The sequence below is a fragment of the Streptomyces violaceorubidus genome (genome assembly GCF_000717995.1).
In the GTDB taxonomy this organism is placed as follows: domain Bacteria; phylum Actinomycetota; class Actinomycetes; order Streptomycetales; family Streptomycetaceae; genus Streptomyces; species Streptomyces violaceorubidus.
Window position 1 is genome coordinate 418,978 of the sequence record NZ_JODM01000001.1, and the last position, 19,731, is coordinate 438,708.

Below are 19,731 nucleotides of genomic sequence, written 5' to 3' on the forward strand. Positions count from 1 at the left end.
TCCGGCACGCCACCGGTCCGCCGCGCGGCGTATCAGCAGCTCCTGCGCGCCCCCGCCCCGAGCCCGACGCCGGCCCACCCACCCGTGCCGTCCGGCCCGCCCGTGTCCGACCCGTGCCCGACCGCACCGCGGGGCCTGAGAGAATGGTGAACATGGCCAACGATCGTCCCCGCGTGCTCTCCGGTATCCAGCCGACCTCCGGCTCGTTCCACCTCGGCAACTACCTCGGCGCCGTCCGCCAGTGGGTCGACATGCAGGACACCCACGACGCGTTCTACACGGTCGTCGACCTGCACGCGATCACGGTTCCGCAGGACCCGAAGGAGCTGCGCGAGAACACCCGCGTCGCCGCCGCCCAGCTCCTCGCGGCCGGCCTCGACCCGGACCGCTGCACCCTGTTCGTGCAGAGCCACGTCCCCGAGCACGCCCAGCTCGGCTGGCTGATGAACTGCATCACCGGCTTCGGCGAGGCCTCCCGGATGACGCAGTTCAAGGACAAGTCCGCCAAGCAGGGCAACGACCGCACCACCGTCGGCCTGTTCACCTACCCGATGCTGATGGTCGCCGACATCCTGCTCTACCAGGCCGACCAGGTCCCCGTCGGCGAGGACCAGCGCCAGCACCTGGAGCTGACCCGCGACCTCGCGGACCGCTTCAACCAGACCTACGGCGACGCCTTCACCGTCCCGAGCGCCCACATCCTCAAGGAGACGGCGAAGATCTACGACCTCCAGGACCCGACCGCCAAGATGAGCAAGTCGGCGGCCACCCCGAAGGGCCTGATCAACCTCCTGGACGAGCCGAAGGCCACCGCGAAGAAGGTGAGGAGCGCGGTCACCGACACCGACACCGTGATCCGCTTCGACCGCGAGCACAAGCCCGGCATCAGCAACCTGCTGTCGATCTACTCCACCCTCACCGGCGCCGAGATCGCGGAGCTGGAGCGGAAGTACGAGGGCAAGGGCTACGGCGCGCTGAAGACGGACCTCGCCGACGTCGTCGTGGAGTTCGTCACCCCCTTCCGCGAGCGGACCCTGCAGTACCTGGACGACCCGGAGACGCTCGACGCGATCCTCGCCAAGGGCGCGGAGAAGGCCAGGGCCGTCGCCGCGGAGACCCTCGCCCGGGCGTACGACACGGTGGGCTTCCTCCCCGCCAAGCACTGAGCCCCGCCGGCGCCCTCCACGCGCCCCGGCACGCCGCCGTAGCGCTGCACATCACTCCGGTTGCGCCTGCCCCCGGCACGGTGGTGGCCGTACAGTCGATATCCGGGTGTCCGACACCGCGACACACAACGAGCGACACGTGACGACAGGAGACGAAGTGGGGACCGTAACGATCGGCGTGTCGATCGCGGTCCCGGAGCCTCACGGCAGCAAGCTCCAGCAGCTGCGCGCGGGCTTCGGCGACGCCGCTGCTCACGGCATCCCCACGCACGTCACCCTGCTGCCGCCGACCGAGGTCGACGGCGCGTCGCTGCCCGCCGTCGAGGCGCACCTGGCCAAGGTCGCGGCGCGCGGCCGGCCCTTCCCGATGCGGCTGTCCGGCACCGGGACCTTCCGCCCCCTCTCGCCCGTCGTCTTCGTCCAGGTGGTCGAGGGCGCGGCGGCCTGCTCCTGGCTGCAGAAGCGGGTGCGCGACGCGTCCGGCCCGGTTCCCCGCGAGCTGCAGTTCCCGTACCACCCGCACGTCACCGTGGCGCACGGCATCGACGAGGCGGCGATGGACCGCGCCTTCGAGGAGCTGTCCGACTACGAGGCCCAGTGGCCCTGCACCGGCTTCGCGCTGTACGAGCAGGGCCCCGACGCGGTCTGGCGCAAGCTGCGCGAGTTCCCCTTCGGCAGCGCCACCGTGCCCCCGCAGGCCGGCCGCGTGGAGACCGGCTCCCTGCCCACCCGGTAGCCGTGCCTCACACCGGCAGCCGCCGGAACACGGTCCGCGGCAGGTGCCGCAGCGCCGACATCACCACCCGCAGCGCGCCCGGCACCCACACCGTCTCCGAGCGCCGCCGCAGCCCCAGCTCGATCGCCGTGGCGACCGCCTCGGGCGTCGTGGCGAGCGGCGCCTCGGCCATCCCCTCGGTCATCCGCGACCGCACGAACCCGGGCCGTACGACCATGACGTGCACGCCCGTGCCGTGCAGCGCGTCGCCCAGCCCCTGCGCGAAGGCGTCGAGGCCCGCCTTGCTGGAGCCGTAGATGAAGTTGGCGCGGCGGGCCCGCTCACCGGCCACGGAGGAGAGCACCACCAGCGAGCCGTGCCCCTGCGCCTGGAGCGAACGGGCGGCGACCAGCCCGGCCGAGACCGCGCCGGTGTAGTTGGTCTGCGCGACCCGTACGGCGTTCAGCGGCTCGCGCTCGTCGTGCGCCTGGTCGCCCAGGATGCCGAAGGCCAGCAGCACCAGGTCGATGTCGCCCTCGGCGAACACCTTGCCGAGCGCCGCCTCGTGGGACTCGGGGTCCAGCGCGTCGAAGGCGACCGTGCGCACCTCGGCGCCGAGGCCGCGCAGCTGCTCGGCGGCGGTGTCCAGGCCGGGCGAGGGGCGCCCGGCGAGCCACACCGTGCGGGTGCGGCGGGCCACCAGGCGGCGCACGGTGGCGAGCGCGATCTCGGACGTGCCGCCGAGGACGAGGAGGGACTGGGGGAGGCCGAAGGCGTCCTTCACGGCTGGCTCCAGAGATGTCGGTGGTGGCAGGGGCGTCACAGGGCGAGGCGGCGGGCCAGGTCGGACACGAACACCCCGCGCGGGTCCAGCTCCGCGCGCAGGGCGCGGAAGTCGTCCAGGCGGGGGTACATCGCGGCGAGCAGCTCCGGGCGCAGCCGGGAGTCCTTGGCGAGGTAGACCCGGCCGCCCGCGTCCGCGACCTCCTCGTCCAGCTCGTCCAGGAAGGCTCCGAGCCCCGGCAGGCCCGCCGGGATGTCCAGGGCCAGGGTCCAGCCCGGGACGGGGAAGGAGAGCCAGCCCGGGTCGGCCTCGCCGAAGCGCTTGAGGACGGCGAGGAAGGAGGGGCAGCGGCGGGCGGAGATGCGCCGCACGATCCGGCGCAGCGCCTCCTCCCGGCCGTGCCCGACCACGAACTGGTACTGCACGAAGCCCCCGCGGCCGTAGACCCGGTTCCAGTGCGGGACGCCGTCCAGCGGGTGGAAGAAGGTGGAGATCCGCTGGAGGCGGCCCCGGCTGCACCGGGGGGCCTTGCGGTACCAGACCTCGTTGAACAGGCCCACCGTCGTCCGGCCCAGCAGCCCGTCCGGCACCAGGTCGGGGGCGGCCGGCAGGCGCGAGGTGCGGAAGGCCAGCGGTGAGCGCCGCACGCGGGAACGGGCGGGCAGCGCGTCCAGCGGGGCGTGGTCGCCGCGGGTGAGCACCGCGCGGCCGGTGGCCCGGCCGCGCGCGAGGAGGTCGATCCAGGCGACCGAGTAGCGGTAGCGGTGGTCGGTGGCGGTCAGCCGGGCCATCAGGTCGTCCAGGTCGCCGGCCCGTTCGGTGTCGACCGACATCAGCGCCGTCTCGACCGGCTGGAGCCGCAGCGTCGCGGTGAGGATCACCCCGGTCAGCCCCATGCCGCCCGCGGTCGCCTCGAACAGCGGTGTGCCCGGGGCGACGGTGCGGACCCGGCCGTCGGCGGTGAGCAGCTCCAGGGAGAGCACGTGCCGGGTGAAGGACCCCGACACGTGGTGGTTCTTGCCGTGGATGTCGGCGCCGATCGCCCCGCCGACCGTCACGTAGCGGGTGCCGGGCGTCACCGGCACGAACCAGCCCAGCGGCAGCAGGACCTCCATCAGCCGGTGCAGGGAGACACCCGCGTCGCACAGCACGGTGCCGCCGGCGGCGTCGACGGCGTGCACGCGGTCCAGGGCCGTCATGTCGAGCACGGCACCCCCCGCGTTCTGCGCCGCGTCCCCGTACGCCCGCCCGAGCCCCCGCGCGATGCCGCCGCGGGCCCCGCAGTCCCGCACGGCGACGGCCGCCTCCTCGTACGTCCGCGGCCGGACGACGAGCGCCCCCGTGGGCGCCGTACGGCCCCAGCCGGTGACGGTGCTCCAGTCGGCGTCGGGAACGGTGTCGGCAGACATGGCGGTGACCGTATCGCCCCGTCTCTCCATGTGCGGATGATTAGTTCCAAAACATTCGGAGCATCCCTGAAACGGGTGATTAATGGTATGTCGCTCCGGTGTGCTCGCCTTCGCGTGCCGCGGGCGTGGACAGTGAGTCCACATGGACGACCTCGACGACATGGACCACCGGATCGTCAGCGCGCTCAGGGCCTGCGGAACCGACCCGCGCGTGGCCGGCGCCGCGCGCGCCCTGTCCTGGGCGGGGGAGCACGGGGCGCTGTGGCTCGCGGCGGGCCTCGCCGCGGCCGCCGTGGACGCCCCCCGGCGCACGGCCTGGCTGCGCGGCACCGCCCTCACCGCGGGCGCCCACGTCGTCAGCATGGGCGTGAAACGGGTCGTGCGCCGCCCCCGCCCCGCGCACGTCGTCCCCCTGGTGCGCACCGCGGGCCGGCACTCCTTCCCCAGCTCCCACGCCACCTCGGCGGCGGCCGCCGCCGTCGTCTTCGGCACGCTCGGGGTGCGGGCCGCCTGGCCGCTCGCGGCCGCCGTGTGCGCCTCCCGGCTGGTCGTCGGCGTCCACTACCCCTCCGACGTCGCCGCGGGCGCCGCCCTGGGCGCGCTCACGGCCCGGCTCGGCACCGGCTGGATGCGCGGAGGCACCCGTGACTGACACCGCCGTCCTGCGTCAGCGCGCCCCCGAACAGCCGCCGCGGACCACCCCGCCGCGCCGGGCGAGACACGTCCCGGCCGGGCTGCTGCGCACCGCGCGCCCCCGTCAGTGGGTCAAGAACGTCCTGGTCGTCGCCGCCCCGGCCGCCGCCGGCGAGCTGTTCTCCACCCACGCGCTGGGCCGGCTCGCCCTGGTCTTCGTCCTGTTCACCGCCTGCGCCGCCGCCGTCTACCTGGTCAACGACGCCCGGGACGCCGAGGCCGACCGCGCCCACCCCGTCAAGCGGCACCGCCCGGTCGCCGCCGGACAGGTCCCGGTGCCGCTCGCCTACGCCGTCGGGGGCGTCCTGGGTGTCCTCGCGCCCGCCCTCGCCGCCTGGCTGTGCCCCCCGCCCGTCGCGGCCCTGCTGACCGCCTACCTCGCCATGCAACTGGCGTACTGCGTCAGCCTCAAGCACGTCCTGGTCGTCGACCTCGCCGTCGTCACCACCGGATTCCTGATGCGCGCGATGATCGGCGGGCTCGCGCTCGGCATCCCCCTGTCGCGCTGGTTCCTCATCACGACCGGCTTCGGAGCCCTGTTCATGGTCGCCGCCAAGCGGTACTCCGAAGCCGTGCAGATGGCCGGGAAGGGGGGCGCCACGCGCGCCCTGCTCACCGAGTACACCACCGGCTACCTGCGCTTCGTCTGGCAGCTCGCGGCCGGTGTCGCCGTGCTCGGCTACTGCCTGTGGGCCATGGAGGAGGGCGGCGTCCCGCACACCAGCGTGCTGCCCTGGCGCCAGCTCTCCATGGTCGCCTTCGTCCTCGCCGTGCTGCGCTACGCCGTCTTCGCCGACCGCGGCACCGCGGGCGAACCCGAGGACGTCGTGCTGCGCGACCGCGCCCTCGCGCTGATCGGCGTGGTCTGGCTCGCGATGTACGGCCTGGCGGTGGCCAATTGGTAGCCGCCCGGCGCGAACTGCTGGGGTTCGCCTGTGTCGGTCTGCTCGCCTACGCCGTCGACCTCGGCCTCTTCACCTGCCTGCGCGGCCCGGCCGGCCTCGGTCCGCTCACCGCCAAGACGCTCTCCTTCGTCGCCGGGTGCTCGGTCGCCTACGCGGGCAACGCGCTGGGCACCTACCGGCACACCGGTACCCGCGGCCTGCGCCCCTGCGCCGTGTTCTTCGCCGTGAACGCCGCCGGCGCCGCCGTCCAGCTGCTCTGCCTGGCCGTCAGCCACTACGGGCTCGGCCTCACCTCGCAGCACGCCGACACGGTCTCCGGCGCCGGGGTCGGCATGGTCCTGGGCACGATCCTGCGCTTCTGGGGCACAAGAACACTGGTCTTCCGGTCCGGGGCCGCCGCAGCCGGGGGCGGCGGCGGATCCGGTGGCCGGACGGGATCATGGAACGGGACGAACGGGGGCAGGGTCGGATCATGGACTGGCTGAAGAAGCTCCCCGTCGTGGGACCGTGGATCGCCCGCCTGATGACCACCCACGCGTGGCGCTCCTACGAGCGGCTCGACCGGGTGAAGTGGTCGCGGCTGGCCGCCGCCATGACCTTCACCAGCTTCGTCGCGCTCTTCCCGCTGCTGAGCCTGGCCGCCGCCGTGGCCGCCGCCACGCTCAGCAAGCAGCAGCAGGACAAGCTCCAGGACAAGCTCGCCGAGCAGATCCCCGGCATCTCCGACCAGCTGAACATCCAGGGCCTCGTCGACAACGCCGGCACCGTCGGGGTGATCTCCGCACTCCTGCTGCTGTTCACCGGCATGGGCTGGATCGAGGCCACCCGGGGCTGTCTGCGGGCCGTGTGGGAGCTGCCCGACGAGGAGGAGAACCCGGTCCTGCACCGGGCCAAGGACGCCGGTGTCCTCGTCGGCCTCGGCGGCGCCCTGCTGATCACCGTCGGCATCTCCACCGTCGCCTCCGCGCTGGTCGGCTGGATCATCCGCACGATCGGCCTCGCCCAGGGCGGTGTCGGCGGCGTCCTGCTCTACGTCGCCGCCTTCGCCGTCGCCGTGCTCGCCGACTTCCTGCTGCTGCTGTACGTGCTGACCCTGCTGCCCGGCGTCCAGCCCGAGCGCCGCCGCCTGGTGGTGGCCGCACTGATCGGCGCGGTCGGCTTCGAACTGCTGAAGCTGCTGCTCAGCGGCTACATCCAGGGCGTCGCGGCGAAGAGCATGTACGGCGCCTTCGGCGTCCCCGTCGCCCTGCTGCTGTGGATCAACTTCACCGCGAAACTGGTGCTGTTCTGCGCCTCCTGGACGGCGACGGGCAGCAAGGCGCAGGAACTGGGGGAGCCGGGCGACGAGGACGTCACGGACGGGTCCGGCGACGGACCAGGTCCGGCAGCGGCCACCTCCGGTTGACCAGGAAGGCGCCGCCCGCGAGCAGCACCAGCACCCCCGCGGCGATGCCGGCCGCGACCCCGACCCCTCCGGCGCCGCCCCCGGTCTGGGCGCCCGCCACCGGCTGGGTGCCCGCGACGCCCTTGCCGGTGCCGCCGGCCTCGGCCGAGGGGCTCGCCGCGGTGGCGCTCCTCGGCCCCACCAGCTCACCGACCGGCCGCGCCTTGCCGGCCGCCGCGAACCCCCAGTCGAACAGGCGGGCGGTCTCCTTGTAGACCTCGTTGTGGTCGTTCTTCGCCGGGTTCATCACGGTGACGAGCAGCACCCGGCCGCCGCGCTCGGCGACGCCCGTGAAGGTGGCGCCCGCGTTGGTGGTGTTGCCGTTCTTCACCCCCGCGATGCCCGGGTAGACCTCCACGTCGGAGTCGCCCGCCAGCAGCCGGTTGGTGTTCTGGATCTCGAAGGTCCCGCGGGACGGCTTGCCCTTCTTGTTCTTCGTGGTCTCGCCGGGGAACTTCGCGCGGACCGTCGAGGCGTACTCGCGGAAGTCCTTCTTCTGGAGCCCCGAACGGGCGAAGAGCGTCAGGTCGTACGCGGAGGAGACCTGCCCGGGCATGTCGTAGCCGTCGGGGCTGACCACGGTGGTGTCCAGGGCCTGGAGTTCGTCGGCGTGCGCGTTCATGTCCGCGACGGTCTGGCCGACGCCGCCGTTCATCGCCGACAGCACGTGCACCGCGTCGTTGCCGGACCGCAGGAAGACGCCGAGCCACAGGTCGTGGACCGTGTACGTCTCCTCCTCCTTGACGCCGACCATGCTGGACCCGGCGCCGATGCCCGCGAGGTCGGAGACCTCGACCTTGTGCTTCGTCGTCTTCGGCCACTTCGGCAGCAGCGTGTCCGCGAACAGCATCTTCAGGGTGCTCGCCGGGGCCAGCCGCCAGTGCGCGTTGTGCGCGGCCAGCACGTCGCCCGACTCGGCGTCCGCCACGATCCATGAACGGGCCGTGAGGTCCTTCGGCAGCACGGGCGCCCCGCCCGCCAGGTCCACCTGCGTGCCGGGCTTCCCGAGCCGCGCGCCGCCCACCGCCGACATCGACGCCGGGGGAGTGACCGACGGACTCGCCGACGGGCTCCCCGACGGGCTGGGGGCGGCGAGCGCGGCGGGGGAGAGGAGGGCGAGAGCGGTCAGGGCGGCGGAGGTGACCGTCAGGGATCGCCTGAGGGCCTTCTTGGGAGCGGGCACGAGCGGAAACGTACCCCCCGCGACCGGGTGAGTCCCACTCCGCTCCCCACCCCGCGCACGGATCCGGACGGCGTGCGGCGATACTTGACGCATGAAGCTCAGCCGCCCCGTCTCCTGGTTCCTGCTCGCGTTCGGGGTGTGGAGCTGGATCATCTGGATCACTTTCGTCAAAAACCTGGTCAAGGACGGCAGCGGACTCGCCTTCGAGGACGGCGATCCGACGGCGTACTTCTGGGTGCACCTGCTGCTCGCGATCGTCTCCTTCGTATGGGGGACGGTCATCGGGGGCATCGGGTTGCGCGGGGTGCGCGCACTGCGCCGAACGTCATAGGCGACGAGGACGACACGGACGCCCCGGGCGTCACAACCGAGGGGATACGACGCCATGGTGGTCGTCTTCGTGCTGGTCGCGGTGGTGATGGTGGGCGTCCTGGTGACGGCCAACTGGTACGTGTGGCGGCGCCTGTTCCGCGACACGACCCGCGCCGCGGGCTCCGTGCGCCGGATCGGCGCGGCGGTGATCGCCGGGGGCTGGCTGCTGGCGGTCGGCGCGCTGGTCGCCGAGCGCGGGGGCGCCCCCTTCTGGTTGCAGCGGGTCCTCGCCTGGCCGGGCTTCCTGTGGCTCGCCCTGTCGATCTACCTGCTGCTCGCGGTGCTCGTGGGCGAGGTCGTCCGGCCGCTGCTGCGGATCTTCCTGGAGCGCCGGGCCGCCAGGCGGCGCCCGGCGGAGGCGGAGCCCTCGGTCTCCCCGGCGGCGGACACCTCGCGCATACCGGCGGGGACGGCCCCGCCGAAGACGCCCGGCACGCCTGACGCTCCCGAGGCACCGGTCCCCGCTCCCGGGGGCGCGACCGCGAGCCCCCTCGCCCTCCCCTCCCGCCGCCTCTTCGTCTCCCGCGTCGTCGCCGGAGCCGCCGCCGCGGCGGCCGTCGGAACGGTCGGCTACGGCACGTACGGCGTGCTGAGCGGCCCGAAGGTGAAGCGGGTCACCGTGCCGCTGGCCAAGCTCCCGCGCGCGGCGCACGGTTTCCGCATCGCGGTGGTCAGCGACATCCACCTGGGCCCGGTGCTCGGCCGGGGCTTCGCCCAGAAGGTGGTCGACACGATCAACTCCACGCAGCCCGACCTGATCGCCGTCGTCGGCGACCTGGTCGACGGCAGCGTGAAGGACCTCGGCCCGGCCGCCGCCCCGCTCTCGCGGCTCAGGGCCCGGCACGGCGCCTACTTCGTCACCGGCAACCACGAGTACTTCTCCGGCGCCGAGCAGTGGGTCGCCGAGGTGCGGCGGCTCGGGCTGCTCCCGCTGGAGAACGCCCGCACCGAGCTGCCCCACTTCGACCTGGCCGGCGTCAACGACGTCGCGGGCGAGGACGAGGGCCAGGGCCCCGACTACGCCAAGGCCCTCGGCGACCGGGACCGCTCCCGCGCCTGTGTGCTGCTCGCCCACCAGCCGGTGCAGATCCACGACGCCGTCGACCACGGCGTCGACCTCCAGCTCTCCGGCCACACCCACGGCGGCCAGCTCTGGCCCGGCAACCTCGTCGCGGGCGCCGCCAACCCGACGCTGGCGGGCCTGGAGCGCTACGGCGACACCCAGCTGTACGTCAGCCGCGGCGCGGGTGCCTGGGGCCCGCCCACCCGCGTGGGGGCGCCCTCGGACATCACGGTGGTCGAGCTGGCCTCCCGTCAGGCCTGACCCGGCGGCTTCCTGGTGGCAGGGTCGGGGAAGACCTTGGTCATCCCCGGCAGGAAGTCCGTGAACAGCTCGTGCACCTCGCGCACCAGCGGGCGCAGCACCCGGAAGCGGGCCAGCACCACGCCCCGCGCGGTGAGGCGGGCGCCGCGCTCGGCGAGGCGGTAGCTGCGCTCGCGGCCCTCGGTGCGGTCGAAGATCCAGTACAGGACGAGGCCCATCTGGGAGAGCCACATCAGCTCGGGCAGGATGTCCCGCAGCTCCTCGGGCACCTTGGTCTTCGCTCCGGCGAGCACCGCGCGGTGGATGCTGATGGCCTCCACGCGCGCGTGTTCCGACTCCGGGGAGAAGGGGCTGAGCGGGCTGTCCGGGTCGGCGGCGTTCTTGAAGAACTGCACCGCGAACTCGTGGTACGGCGTGGCGATGTCCAGCCAGACCTTCAGCACGCCCGCCAGCCGCGCCTCCAGGTCGGTCTCCCTGGCCAGGACCTCGCGGACCGCCGCCTGGTGCTCGGCGGCGATCCGGTCGTAGAAGCCCTGGATCAGGTGTTCCTTGCCGGCGAAGTAGTAGTACGCGTTGCCGACGGAGACCCCGGCCTCCTGGGCGATGGCCCGCATCGTGGTCCGGTCGTAACCGCGTTCCTGGAACAGCCGCATGGCCGTCTCCAGGATCAGCGCGCGGGTCTGCTCGGACTTGCTGAGGTGGGCGCCGTCGTCGGGGCCGTGGGTCGCAGGCACGGGTCCAGAGCCTATCCAGTGGCGCAGGCGCCGTCGGCACAGCCCGGCCCGGCGTAGATCCACCCCAGCCCCGGCTCGTACACCCAGCCGTCGGCCCGGCGGTACCCGTTGCCTCCCCACTGCCGCTGCCCGCCCCGCCACTTGGCGGCGGCCAGGACGGCCCCCCGGGCCAGCCAGGCGCCCTTGGGCGTGCTGAGCCGGTGGGCGAGGCTGCGGTACCCGCGCAGCGCCCACAGGACGACGACCCAGGCGGCGGCGCCCCGGTAGACCTGCCCGGCGTCGCCCACCGCGGTGACCTCGTCCAGGGTGGCCCCGTGGTCGAGCCCGTGGAAGCGCCTGCGCGCCTCCTCCGACGCGGCCGGGACCAGCTCCAGCGGCACCAGCCGGGGCTGGCGCAGCAGCCAGTCCCGTACGTGGACGCACAGGGAGCACTCGGCGTCGTAGAGGACGGTGAGCCGGCGCACGGGGGCGCCGGCCGTCGTCCCGGGAGCGGGAGCCATCGGCTCAGGCCCCGGCCGTCGGGGCCACCCAGCCCTGCGGCGGGACCGGGGGCACCTGCTCCCGCTCCATCAGGCCGCGCCGCCGGATCTTGTTGAGCACGTACACGTTGCCCAGGTGCATCACGCCGAGCACCAGCAGCACCACGCCGAGCTTGGTCGACAGCGCCTCGAAGATGCCCCGGGTGTCGGTGATGGTCTCGTCGCCGCTCAGGTAGAGGGCGACGAAGCCGAGGTTCACGAGGTAGAAGCCGACCACCAGGAGGTGGTTCACGGCGTCCGCGAGCTTCTCGTTGCCGTGCAGGACGTCGGAGAGGAAGACCCGTCCGTTGCGGCTGAGCGTGCGGGCCACCCAGACGGTCAGACCGATGCTGACGGCCAGGTAGATGACGTAGGCGATGACGGTGCGGTCCATGCCCCACCCCTCCTTGAACGCGTTCAAAACGCTGACAGGACTGACTGTAGACCTGTTTTTGAACACGTTCAAGCGGGGGTTCTTCTCAGGGGCGGCGGCCCAGCTCCGGGCGCTTGGAGTAGTCCGTGAGGCCGATGACGTTGCCCCACGGGTCGGCGAACTCGACGGTCCAGCCGGTGGCCACGGGGAACGGCTCGTCCAGCGGCGGCACCCCGGCGTCCTTCAGTTCGCGGGCGGCGACCCGGGCGTCGGTGACCTCCAGCCACACCCGCGCGGAGGGCCACATCGGCGGCTGCCGCCCGAACTCCTCCTCCGCCCGCAGCAGCAGCCCCGGCGTCTCGACGCCGACCTTCAGCAGGGCGATCCCGGCCTCGTCGAGCCGGTAGGCGACCGGGAACCCGGCCCGCTCGTAGAACCCGACGGCCTCGGCGAGGTCCCCGACGGGCAGCAGCACGTTGTCGAACCCGAGCAGTTCGTACGACTCGTCATCTGACATGGCGTCAGGCTAGGACGGTCATCGCCCGGATCGGCTGATTGTCAGCCCTCGTCGGGCGCGCTCTTCGTCCGTCCGGCGGCAAGGATCGCGGCGACGTCCAACGTGACCTCGGCACCGAGAGAGTCGGGGAGGGTGACGGACTCGCCCGGGGAGTGGACGCGGTGGGTGGAGTAGTCGGCGCAGTCCGGGGCGGTGAGGACGTGCAGGCGCTGGTGCTTGCGGTCGACGATCACGTAGACGGGGACCATGGCGGCGGCGTAGGCGGTGACCTTGGCCTTGAGGTCGTTCCTCCAGTTGCTGGAGGTGACCTCCAGGACGAGACGGAAGCAGACCGGGTCGTAGCAGTTGTTCTCGACGAGGTGGTCGTCGACGTCGGCGTCCACGATCGCCAGGTCGGGAATCGCGTAGTCGTCGGCGTCCATGGGCAGCCAGAGACCGATGCCCTGGCGAACTTCGGATTCGCCGTCATCAAGGCCCGCCGTGATGAACGGGCGCATGAGTTTGGTCAGGACGCGCGAGTGCGGGCCGTCCGGTGGCGGGGTCGCGAGGAGCTGGCCTCCGATGATCTCGACGCGGTAGCCCGGATTGCGCTCCATGAGGCGGTTCGCCTCCGCGATCAGCGGAAGGTCGCCGTGGGGCAGCTCTACGGATGCTGCGGACATCGCGTGCCTCCTAGGGGCTGGTGTCGAGGCCATCATCGTAGGACGGAGGGTAGCCGCACGTCCCGTTCCGACGGGTTCACCCGATGGTGTGGCATATGCCAGAGGGCCCCGCTTCCAGGGGAAACGGGGCCCTCGCGGCTGTGAACCGGCGTACACCGGCGGCGTCAGAAGCGGCGCGTGATCAGCGCTCGCTTCACCTCCGCGATGGCCTTGGTGACCTCGATGCCGCGCGGGCAGGCGTCCGTGCAGTTGAAGGTCGTACGGCAGCGCCACACGCCGTCGCGGTCGTTCAGGATCTCCAGCCGCTGCTCGCCGGCCTCGTCGCGCGAGTCGAAGATGAAGCGGTGGGCGTTGACGATCGCGGCCGGGCCGAAGTACTGGCCGTCGTTCCAGAACACCGGGCACGAGGACGTGCAGGCGGCGCACAGGATGCACTTGGTCGTGTCGTCGAAGCGCTCGCGGTCCTCGGCGCTCTGGAGGCGCTCACGCGTCGGCTCGTTGGTGTCCTTCGTGATCAGGAAGGGCATCACGTCCCGGTACGCCTGGAAGAACGGCTCCATGTCGACGACCAGGTCCTTGAGGACCGTCAGGCCCTTGATGGGCTCGACCGTGATCGGCTTCTCGGGGCTGAGGTCCTTGATCAGCGTCTTGCAGGCGAGGCGGTTCTTGCCGTTGATCCGCATGGCGTCCGAGCCGCAGATGCCGTGCGCGCAGGAGCGGCGGAAGGTCAGGCTTCCGTCCAGGTCCCACTTGATCTTGTGCAGCGCGTCGAGGACGCGCTCCTTCGGGTCGATCTCCAGCTGGAAGTCCTCCCAGCTCGCCTCGGCGGCGACCTCGGGGTTGAACCTCCGGACGCGGAAGGTGACCGTGATGTAGGGGGAGTCGGCGAAGCCCGGCTCGGGGGCCTGGTCGCTCTTCTCCATGACAGGGGTAGCCATCAGTACTTACGCTCCATCGGCTGGTAGCGGGTCTGGACGACCGGCTTGTAGTCGAGCCGGATGGACTCGGCGCCGTCGTCGCCCACCTCGCGGTACGCCATGGTGTGGCGCATGAAGTTGACATCGTCGCGGTTGGGGAAGTCCTCGCGGTAGTGACCGCCGCGCGACTCCTTGCGGGCGAGGGCGGACACCGCCATCACCTCGGCCAGGTCGAGCAGGTTGCCCAGCTCGACGGCCTCCAGCAGGTCGGTGTTGAAGCGCCGGCCCTTGTCCTGGATCGACACGTTCTTGTAGCGGGCGCGCAGTTCGGCGATCTTCTCGACGGCCGTCTTGATCGTCTGCTCGGTGCGGAACACCATGACGTTGGCGTCCATGCACTCCTGGAGCTCGCGGCGGATCGTCGCCACCCGCTCGGTGCCGGTGGACGAGCGCAGCCGCTCGATCTGCTCGACGACCTGGGACTCCGGGTCCTCGGGCAGCTCGACGAAGTCCGCCTTCTGCGCGTACTCCGCGGCGGCGATGCCCGCGCGGCGGCCGAAGACGTTGATGTCGAGCAGCGAGTTGGTGCCCAGGCGGTTGGCGCCGTGCACGGAGACGCAGGCGACCTCGCCGGCCGCGTACAGGCCCGGGACGACGGTGGTGTTGTCCGCGAGGACCTCGCCCTCGACGTTGGTCGGGATGCCGCCCATGGCGTAGTGCGCGGTCGGCTGGATCGGGATCGGGTCCGTGTAGGGCTCGATGCCGAGGTAGGTCCGCGCGAACTCCGTGATGTCGGGCAGCTTGGCGTCCAGCTGCTCCGGCGGGAGGTGGGTGAGGTCCAGGTAGACGTGGTCGCCCTCGGGACCGCAGCCGCGGCCCTCGCGGATCTCCGTGTAGATGGAGCGTGAGACGACGTCGCGGGAGGCGAGGTCCTTCATGACCGGCGCGTACTTCTCCATGAAGCGCTCGCCGTCCTTGTTGCGGAGGATGCCGCCCTCACCGCGGGCGCCCTCCGTCAGCAGGATGCCCATGCGCCAGATGCCGGTCGGGTGGAACTGGAAGAACTCCATGTCCTCCAGCGGCAGTCCGCGCCGGTACACGGCCGCCTGGCCGTCACCGGTGAGCGTGTGCGCGTTGGACGTCACCTTGAAGAACTTGCCGGTGCCGCCGGAGGCGTAGATCACGGACTTCGCCTGGAAGACGTGGATCTCGCCGGTCGCCAGCTCGTAGGCCACCACACCGGCCGACTTCTTGACGCCGTCGACCTCGGTGATCAGCTGGTCCAGGACGTAGAACTCGTTGAAGAACTCCACGCCCTCCTTGACACAGTTCTGATAGAGCGTCTGGAGGATCATGTGACCGGTGCGGTCGGCCGCGTAACAGGAGCGGCGGACCGGGGCCTCGCCGTGGTTGCGGCTGTGACCGCCGAAGCGGCGCTGGTCGATCGTCCCGCCCGGCGTCCGGTTGAACGGCAGGCCCATCTTCTCCAGGTCGAGGACCGAGTCGATGGCCTCCTTCGCCAGGATCTCGGCGGCGTCCTGGTCGACCAGGTAGTCACCGCCCTTGACCGTGTCGAAGGTGTGCCACTCCCAGTTGTCCTCCTCCACGTTGGCCAGCGCGGCGGCCATGCCGCCCTGCGCGGCGCCCGTGTGGGAGCGGGTGGGGTAGAGCTTCGTCAGCACGGCGGTGCGGCTGCGCTTGGTCGACTCGATGGCCGCGCGCATGCCGGCGCCACCGGCGCCGACGATGACGGTGTCGTACTTGTGTACCTTCATGATTTTCGCAGCCCCGTGCCTAGCGGATGTTCGGGTCGAAGGTGAAGATCACCAGCGTGCCCAGCAGGATGGTGAACACCGTGGCGGTGTAGAGCAGGCCCTTGAGCCACAGCCGGGTGTTGGGGCGCTCCGCGTAGTCGTTGATGACCGTGCGCAGGCCGTTCGCGCCGTGCAGCATCGCGAGCCAGAGCATCAGCAGGTCCCAGACCTGCCAGAACGGCGAGGCCCAGCGGCCCGCCACGAAGGCGAAGCCGATCTTGGAGACGCCGCCGTCGAGCACCAGCTGGATCAGCAGGTGGCCGAGCACCAGGACGACCAGCACCACGCCGGACAGGCGCATGAAGAGCCAGGCGGCCATCTCGAAGTTGCCCCGGGTGGACTTCGGGGTCTTCTTCGTGCGGGCGCGGGGCGCCTCGATGAGCGGCGCCGGGTTGTCGACCGTGTAGAGGGAGGCGCCCTCGACGGGGCCGATCCCGGAAGCGGGGGATTCAGTCGTGGACATTGGCGTCAGCTCCCGAACAGTTCACGAGCGGCGTGGCCGAGGACGGGGTAGATCGCCCCGAGCATCAGCACGACCCACAGGGCGACGACGGTCCAGAGCATCTGCTTCTGGTAGCGGGCGCCCTTGACCCAGAAGTCGACGGCGATGACACGCAGGCCGTTGAGCGCGTGGAAGAGGATGGCGGCGACGAGGCCGTACTCCAGCAGCGCGACGATCGGCGTCTTGTACGTGGCCACGACGGTGTCGTAGGCCTCGGGGGACACCCGCACGAGAGCGGTGTCCAGCACGTGAACGAACAGGAAGAAGAAGATGAGGACGCCGGTGACTCGGTGAGCCACCCAGGACCACATTCCTTCCCGGCCGCGGTACAGCGTTCCAGCCGGCACGGAAATTTCCTCCGGGAGCGGGGATTGGGGCCGCGCCGGCTTTCCTTGTCGGTCGGGCCCGGCCGGGTACGGTCCACCGGCCCCCAGCATGGTAGCGACGTGTACCTGCGGTGCTTACAGGGGGCCTGCCGGTGTGATCAAAGTTGCACTCAAAGGAGCAGTGGGGTTGCTGCGGGGGCGGCTACTGGGGTGGGGTTTTGTCCTTGAATGCCGGGTGCGGGCCGTCCGTGGCTGGTCGCGCCCCGCGGCGGAGCCGCTGATCACAGCCCCGCGCCCCTGAGCGTGCTGATCAGTCTGCCTCTTGCCAGGTGCCGGAGTTCTTCTGCCGCTACCAGGCGTTCTTCGTCCAGGTCGTTAATCAAACGTGACCGGATGGCTGCCAGCAGGTGGTTCAGCGTCTCGTCCGGACTCAGACCGGCCAGGCTGATGACGAACACGTGTCCGAAGCGGGACTCGTAGGCCGCGTGGGCGGCGCTCAGGGCCGTGTGGGCCGCCGCGTAGGTGTCCTCCGGCAGGGCGGGCCGGGACTCCGCGGTCAGGGCCTCCGCCAGGTCGTCCGGGGAGAGGTCGTACGCCGCCTCGTCCGCCGCCGCCAGGAGGGCGGGAAGGTCGGGGTAGGGGCGGTGGGCGGTGAGGCGGTGGGCCCAGGCGCGGCTGTTCAGGCAGGCGAGGAGGGTCTGGGCGGCCTCGTCGGCGGGTGCCGTGTTGAAGCGCTCCAGCGGGGTGGCCGTGGCCGGTGCGGCGCGTGTTTGCACCGGTACCGGTATGGCCACTCGGCGGGGGAGGTCTGGGAGACGGTACGCAGGCAGCGTGGGTCCTTGTGGGCTTCACGTGTGTGTCGGCAGGGGATTGTGCGAAGGATGTGGCGTCACGTTATCGAGTGACGGCAACGCGCGTCCGTCCGATGCCCGAATTTCACCCGAACGGGAGAGTTTCAGAACATGTGGTGGACGCATGACGGCAACGGCGGCCCTAGGTTGGCGCTGTGAGCCAGCACAGAGGCCGGACACCGGCGCACAGAGTGAGGCAGCGGGCCGTGATCGCCGGCGCGGTGGTCGCCGCGCTCGGCGTGGGGGTCGGCCTGTGGGCCACCGACGGCGACGGTGAGGGCGACCGCCGGGGCGGCTCGGCGACCGGGTCGGCCGAGGCGGCCGCGCCCAGCCCCAGCCGCTCCTACCCGCTGTCCGAGGCGCCGCGCACCATACCCGCCGTGCGCGAGCACACCGCGGCCCGCGGCCCCGGCTGGCAGCCCGGCAAGGGGCACCGGGTCGTCGTCGCCGACGCCTCGCTCGCCGACGAGGGCAGGCAGACCGCCGGCGAGCTGGGCATGACGTACGCCGGCCAGAAGGACGACGAACGCGCCGGGGACCTGCTCCTCGACGTCAAGGCCGACAAGGGCGCGAACCCGGAGTCGTACACCATGACCGTGCGCGACGGCCGGGTCACCGTCACCGGACCCGCCGAAGCGGGCGTCTACTACGGCACCCGCACCCTGAAGCAGGCGGTGGCCGGCGGCGGCACCGCGCCGGAGGGCGTGGTGAAGGACGAGCCGGCCAAGCCCAAGCGCGGCTTCTCGCTCGACATCGCCCGCAAGCACTACAGCGCCGACTGGATCAAGGACCGGATCCGGGAGCTGGGCGACCTCAAGTTCAACGAGTTGGGCCTGCACTTCTCCGACGACCAGGCCTTCCGCATCGAGTCCGACTCGCACCCCGAGATCGTCTCGGACGAGCACCTGACCAAGGCCGAGACGAAGGAGATCATCGATCTCGCCGCCTCGCGCCACATCACCGTCGTCCCCGAGATCGACTCGCCGGGCCACCTGGGCGCCGTGATCGCCGCCCACCCCGACCTCCAGCTCCGCAACGCGCAGGGCACGCCCACCCGCGGCGCCATCGACATCTCCAAGCCGGAGGCCGCGAAGATCGTCGACGACCTGCTGGACGAGTACGCCGACCTCTTCCCCGGCTCCCAGTTCCACCTCGGCGCCGACGAGTACCAGGCGCTGGTGGTGCCCGACCCCGAGGCGTCCTACCCGACGCTGGCCGCCGCCGCCCGCAAGTCCTACGGCTCCGGCGGCACCGTCGCCGACCTGACCACGGGCTGGCTCAACGGCCGGGCCAAGACGGTCATGGCCCACCACCGCACCCCGCGCGCCTGGAACGACGGCTTCTTCAAGGACACGTCCGTCGAGCCGCTCAAGGACATCAAGGTCGCCTACTGGACCGGCAAGGAGATCGGCGCCCGCCCGCCGACGGAGTACCTGAGCGAGGGCCGCCAGGTCCTCAACTACAACGACGAGTTCCTCTACTACGTCCTCGGCCAGCCGCAGACCTTCGTCTACCCGACCGGCGAGCGCATCTACGAGCAGTGGACCCCGCGCGTCCTGCGCGGCACCACGGCCGTCGACGCCAAGTACGACCGGCAGATACTCGGCGGCAGCTTCGCCGTCTGGGGCGACTTCCCGAACGCCCAGACCCAGGCCCAGGTCGCCGAGGGCATCCGGCTGCCGCTGGCCGCGACGGTCCAGAAGCTGTGGGACCCCGGCAAGCCCGAGCTGTCCTGGGCGGAGTTCACGTCGCTGGCGGACCGGCTCGACTGACGCGGCCCTGGGGGACCCCGGGGCCCGCCCGGCCGCGACGCGCCGATTGTCCGATCCTGCTGCGAACCCGCGGGCGGCTGTGGTGGTCTTTTGGCCGAGCCGAACCGACACGCCGGGGGGAACCGGGACATGGGCTACTGGGGGTACTTCGTCGTCGGCCGCGCCGAGCGGCCGCTCGCGGAGCTGGAGGCGCTGTCCCGCGCCGCGGACATGACCCTGCGCGAGTCCGCCGCGGACGGTTGGCAGGTGTGGGAGTTCGCGGGCGGCGACGGGGACGTCGGCAACATGAACGACCTGGCCGCCCAGACCGGCGCGCCCGCGCTGTTCGGGTACGTGATGGACAGCGACTGCGTGGTCCTGGAGGCGGCGGCGCCCGGGAGCGGGGCGTGGACGACCTGCCTGGCGCGCACCGCCATGGCCGGATACCTGGGCGCCGAACGGGACGGGCTCACCCTGGAGGACTACTTCCTGGAGCCCCGGGACGCCGCCGAGCGCGCCGTCGCCTGGGCGGCGGAGGCGGGGCGCGTCGCGAGCGCGGGGGAACTGACCGAGGTGCTGGCGGAGGACCCGGCGGCGGACCGGGACGCGGGTTCCTCGGCGGACCGCGATGCCGGCGCCGCCGACGGACCGGTGGCCGAAACCCTCTTCTTCCGGTTCCTCGACCGGCTGGGCGTCGTGCCGCTGTGACACTCCCGGGCCGTCGCGCGCAGTAAGGGGCAGCGCGGGCTCCGTGGTGGTGAGCGGGGCGGA

General features: G+C 71.9%; 23 protein-coding genes. 10 read left to right on the forward strand and 13 right to left on the reverse strand.

Going from position 1 to position 19,731, the window contains the following annotated elements; translation table 11 throughout:
- Positions 1-146 precede the first annotated feature (146 nt).
- Positions 147-1,166 carry a tryptophan--tRNA ligase gene (gene trpS / locus IE94_RS0102005; RefSeq protein WP_106977706.1) on the forward strand — a complete coding sequence of 340 codons (1,020 nt, stop codon included), beginning with the start codon at positions 147-149 and terminating at the stop codon, positions 1,164-1,166.
- A 157-nt stretch (positions 1,167-1,323) separates the two neighbouring features.
- The gene (locus IE94_RS0102010; RefSeq protein WP_030145586.1) at positions 1,324-1,902 is read left to right on the forward strand and encodes a 2'-5' RNA ligase family protein; all 579 of its coding nucleotides are present in this window, start codon (positions 1,324-1,326) and stop codon (positions 1,900-1,902) included.
- Between the two features lie 7 nt (positions 1,903-1,909).
- On the opposite strand, the gene dprE2 is transcribed toward IE94_RS0102010, so the two are convergent.
- A complete protein-coding gene (dprE2, locus tag IE94_RS0102015; RefSeq protein WP_030145587.1) occupies positions 1,910-2,665 on the reverse strand; it encodes a decaprenylphospho-beta-D-erythro-pentofuranosid-2-ulose 2-reductase in 756 nt (251 codons plus the stop codon).
- Between the two features lie 35 nt (positions 2,666-2,700).
- A complete protein-coding gene (gene dprE1 / locus IE94_RS0102020; protein WP_030145588.1) occupies positions 2,701-4,074 on the reverse strand; it encodes a decaprenylphosphoryl-beta-D-ribose oxidase in 1,374 nt (457 codons plus the stop codon).
- A 142-nt stretch (positions 4,075-4,216) separates the two neighbouring features.
- Here dprE1 and IE94_RS0102025 point away from each other — a divergent pair, with 142 nt between their 5' ends.
- The 4 genes from IE94_RS0102025 to IE94_RS0102040 are packed head-to-tail and all read left to right on the forward strand — an operon-like array spanning position 4,217 to position 7,077.
- Positions 4,217-4,726, forward strand: a complete 510-nt coding sequence (locus IE94_RS0102025) for a phosphatase PAP2 family protein (RefSeq protein ID WP_030145589.1) — start codon at positions 4,217-4,219, stop codon at positions 4,724-4,726.
- Positions 4,719-5,672 carry a decaprenyl-phosphate phosphoribosyltransferase gene (locus IE94_RS0102030; protein ID WP_030145590.1) on the forward strand — a complete coding sequence of 318 codons (954 nt, stop codon included), beginning with the start codon at positions 4,719-4,721 and terminating at the stop codon, positions 5,670-5,672. The genes IE94_RS0102025 and IE94_RS0102030 overlap by 8 nt, the downstream gene beginning before the upstream one ends.
- Positions 5,666-6,157, forward strand: coding sequence for a GtrA family protein (locus IE94_RS0102035; protein ID WP_030145591.1), 492 nt, complete (start codon positions 5,666-5,668; stop codon positions 6,155-6,157). The genes IE94_RS0102030 and IE94_RS0102035 overlap by 7 nt, the downstream gene beginning before the upstream one ends.
- The gene (locus IE94_RS0102040) at positions 6,145-7,077 is read left to right on the forward strand and encodes a YihY/virulence factor BrkB family protein (protein WP_245235151.1); all 933 of its coding nucleotides are present in this window, start codon (positions 6,145-6,147) and stop codon (positions 7,075-7,077) included. Before IE94_RS0102035 ends, IE94_RS0102040 begins: the two co-directional genes overlap by 13 nt.
- On the opposite strand, the gene IE94_RS0102045 is transcribed toward IE94_RS0102040, so the two are convergent.
- Positions 7,025-8,299, reverse strand: coding sequence for a D-alanyl-D-alanine carboxypeptidase family protein (locus tag IE94_RS0102045; RefSeq protein ID WP_030145593.1), 1,275 nt, complete (start codon positions 8,297-8,299; stop codon positions 7,025-7,027). The genes IE94_RS0102040 and IE94_RS0102045 overlap by 53 nt on opposite strands.
- A 91-nt stretch (positions 8,300-8,390) precedes the next feature.
- Between IE94_RS0102045 and IE94_RS0102050 the strand changes: the two genes are divergently transcribed.
- Complete coding sequence (locus IE94_RS0102050) at positions 8,391-8,630, forward strand: SCO4848 family membrane protein (protein ID WP_030145594.1); 240 nt, start codon at positions 8,391-8,393, stop codon at positions 8,628-8,630.
- Positions 8,631-8,684: 54 nt separating this feature from the next.
- Positions 8,685-9,995: a metallophosphoesterase gene (locus tag IE94_RS0102055; RefSeq protein WP_030145595.1), complete on the forward strand. Its 1,311-nt coding sequence runs from the start codon at positions 8,685-8,687 to the stop codon at positions 9,993-9,995.
- Here IE94_RS0102055 and IE94_RS0102060 read toward each other — a convergent pair.
- The 10 genes from IE94_RS0102060 to IE94_RS0102105 all read right to left on the reverse strand — a co-directional run bounded on the left by IE94_RS0102060 (position 9,986) and on the right by IE94_RS0102105 (position 17,134).
- Complete coding sequence (locus IE94_RS0102060; RefSeq protein WP_030145596.1) at positions 9,986-10,729, reverse strand: TetR/AcrR family transcriptional regulator; 744 nt, start codon at positions 10,727-10,729, stop codon at positions 9,986-9,988. The genes IE94_RS0102055 and IE94_RS0102060 overlap by 10 nt on opposite strands.
- 11 nt (positions 10,730-10,740) lie before the next feature.
- The gene (locus IE94_RS0102065; RefSeq protein ID WP_030145597.1) at positions 10,741-11,229 is read right to left on the reverse strand and encodes a thiol-disulfide oxidoreductase DCC family protein; all 489 of its coding nucleotides are present in this window, start codon (positions 11,227-11,229) and stop codon (positions 10,741-10,743) included.
- Between the two features lie 4 nt (positions 11,230-11,233).
- Positions 11,234-11,641 (reverse strand): hypothetical protein, encoded by a 408-nt coding sequence (locus IE94_RS0102070; protein WP_030145598.1) that lies wholly within the window; start codon positions 11,639-11,641, stop codon positions 11,234-11,236.
- A gap of 85 nt (positions 11,642-11,726) precedes the next feature.
- A complete protein-coding gene (locus IE94_RS0102075; protein ID WP_030145599.1) occupies positions 11,727-12,137 on the reverse strand; it encodes a VOC family protein in 411 nt (136 codons plus the stop codon).
- A 41-nt stretch (positions 12,138-12,178) separates the two neighbouring features.
- Positions 12,179-12,799, reverse strand: a complete 621-nt coding sequence (locus IE94_RS0102080) for a Uma2 family endonuclease (RefSeq protein WP_030145600.1) — start codon at positions 12,797-12,799, stop codon at positions 12,179-12,181.
- Between the two features lie 164 nt (positions 12,800-12,963).
- Positions 12,964-13,737, reverse strand: coding sequence for a succinate dehydrogenase iron-sulfur subunit (locus IE94_RS0102085; protein WP_030145601.1), 774 nt, complete (start codon positions 13,735-13,737; stop codon positions 12,964-12,966).
- Positions 13,737-15,491: a succinate dehydrogenase flavoprotein subunit gene (gene sdhA, locus IE94_RS0102090; protein ID WP_030145602.1), complete on the reverse strand. Its 1,755-nt coding sequence runs from the start codon at positions 15,489-15,491 to the stop codon at positions 13,737-13,739. The genes IE94_RS0102085 and sdhA overlap by 1 nt, the downstream gene beginning before the upstream one ends.
- Before the next feature lie 19 nt (positions 15,492-15,510).
- On the reverse strand, positions 15,511-15,993 hold the full coding sequence (locus IE94_RS0102095) for a succinate dehydrogenase hydrophobic membrane anchor subunit (protein WP_030145603.1): 483 nt from the start codon (positions 15,991-15,993) through the stop codon (positions 15,511-15,513).
- Between the two features lie 5 nt (positions 15,994-15,998).
- Positions 15,999-16,379 carry a succinate dehydrogenase, cytochrome b556 subunit gene (gene sdhC / locus IE94_RS0102100; protein ID WP_003974113.1) on the reverse strand — a complete coding sequence of 127 codons (381 nt, stop codon included), beginning with the start codon at positions 16,377-16,379 and terminating at the stop codon, positions 15,999-16,001.
- Between the two features lie 260 nt (positions 16,380-16,639).
- Complete coding sequence (locus IE94_RS0102105; RefSeq protein WP_037921452.1) at positions 16,640-17,134, reverse strand: 2-oxo-4-hydroxy-4-carboxy-5-ureidoimidazoline decarboxylase; 495 nt, start codon at positions 17,132-17,134, stop codon at positions 16,640-16,642.
- Between the two features lie 281 nt (positions 17,135-17,415).
- On the opposite strand from IE94_RS0102105, the gene IE94_RS0102110 reads away from it, so the two are divergent.
- Together IE94_RS0102110 and IE94_RS0102115 are read left to right on the forward strand one after the other, a co-directional pair.
- Entirely contained in the window at positions 17,416-18,981 is a 1,566-nt protein-coding gene (locus tag IE94_RS0102110; RefSeq protein WP_030145606.1) for a beta-N-acetylhexosaminidase, read from the forward strand.
- Between the two features lie 129 nt (positions 18,982-19,110).
- Positions 19,111-19,668 (forward strand): hypothetical protein, encoded by a 558-nt coding sequence (locus tag IE94_RS0102115; protein ID WP_030145607.1) that lies wholly within the window; start codon positions 19,111-19,113, stop codon positions 19,666-19,668.
- Positions 19,669-19,731 lie beyond the last annotated feature (63 nt).

Excerpts from the sequence above, each read along its gene's own strand:
- IE94_RS0102070 (WP_030145598.1), bottom strand. The coding sequence starts at position 11,641 with ATGGACCGCACCGTCATCGCCTACGTCATCTACCTGGCCGTCAGCATC.
- IE94_RS0102040 (WP_245235151.1), top strand. The coding sequence starts at position 6,145 with ATGGACTGGCTGAAGAAGCTCCCCGTCGTGGGACCGTGGATCGCCCGC.
- IE94_RS0102025 (WP_030145589.1), top strand. The coding sequence starts at position 4,217 with ATGGACGACCTCGACGACATGGACCACCGGATCGTCAGCGCGCTCAGG.
- IE94_RS0102085 (WP_030145601.1), bottom strand. The coding sequence starts at position 13,737 with ATGGCTACCCCTGTCATGGAGAAGAGCGACCAGGCCCCCGAGCCGGGC.
- dprE1 (WP_030145588.1), bottom strand. The coding sequence starts at position 4,074 with ATGTCTGCCGACACCGTTCCCGACGCCGACTGGAGCACCGTCACCGGC.
- IE94_RS0102065 (WP_030145597.1), bottom strand. The coding sequence starts at position 11,229 with ATGGCTCCCGCTCCCGGGACGACGGCCGGCGCCCCCGTGCGCCGGCTC.
- IE94_RS0102055 (WP_030145595.1), top strand. The coding sequence starts at position 8,685 with ATGGTGGTCGTCTTCGTGCTGGTCGCGGTGGTGATGGTGGGCGTCCTG.
- IE94_RS0102075 (WP_030145599.1), bottom strand. The coding sequence starts at position 12,137 with ATGTCAGATGACGAGTCGTACGAACTGCTCGGGTTCGACAACGTGCTG.
- IE94_RS0102080 (WP_030145600.1), bottom strand. The coding sequence starts at position 12,799 with ATGTCCGCAGCATCCGTAGAGCTGCCCCACGGCGACCTTCCGCTGATC.
- IE94_RS0102115 (WP_030145607.1), top strand. The coding sequence starts at position 19,111 with ATGGGCTACTGGGGGTACTTCGTCGTCGGCCGCGCCGAGCGGCCGCTC.
- IE94_RS0102050 (WP_030145594.1), top strand. The coding sequence starts at position 8,391 with ATGAAGCTCAGCCGCCCCGTCTCCTGGTTCCTGCTCGCGTTCGGGGTG.
- IE94_RS0102095 (WP_030145603.1), bottom strand. The coding sequence starts at position 15,993 with ATGTCCACGACTGAATCCCCCGCTTCCGGGATCGGCCCCGTCGAGGGC.
- sdhA (WP_030145602.1), bottom strand. The coding sequence starts at position 15,491 with ATGAAGGTACACAAGTACGACACCGTCATCGTCGGCGCCGGTGGCGCC.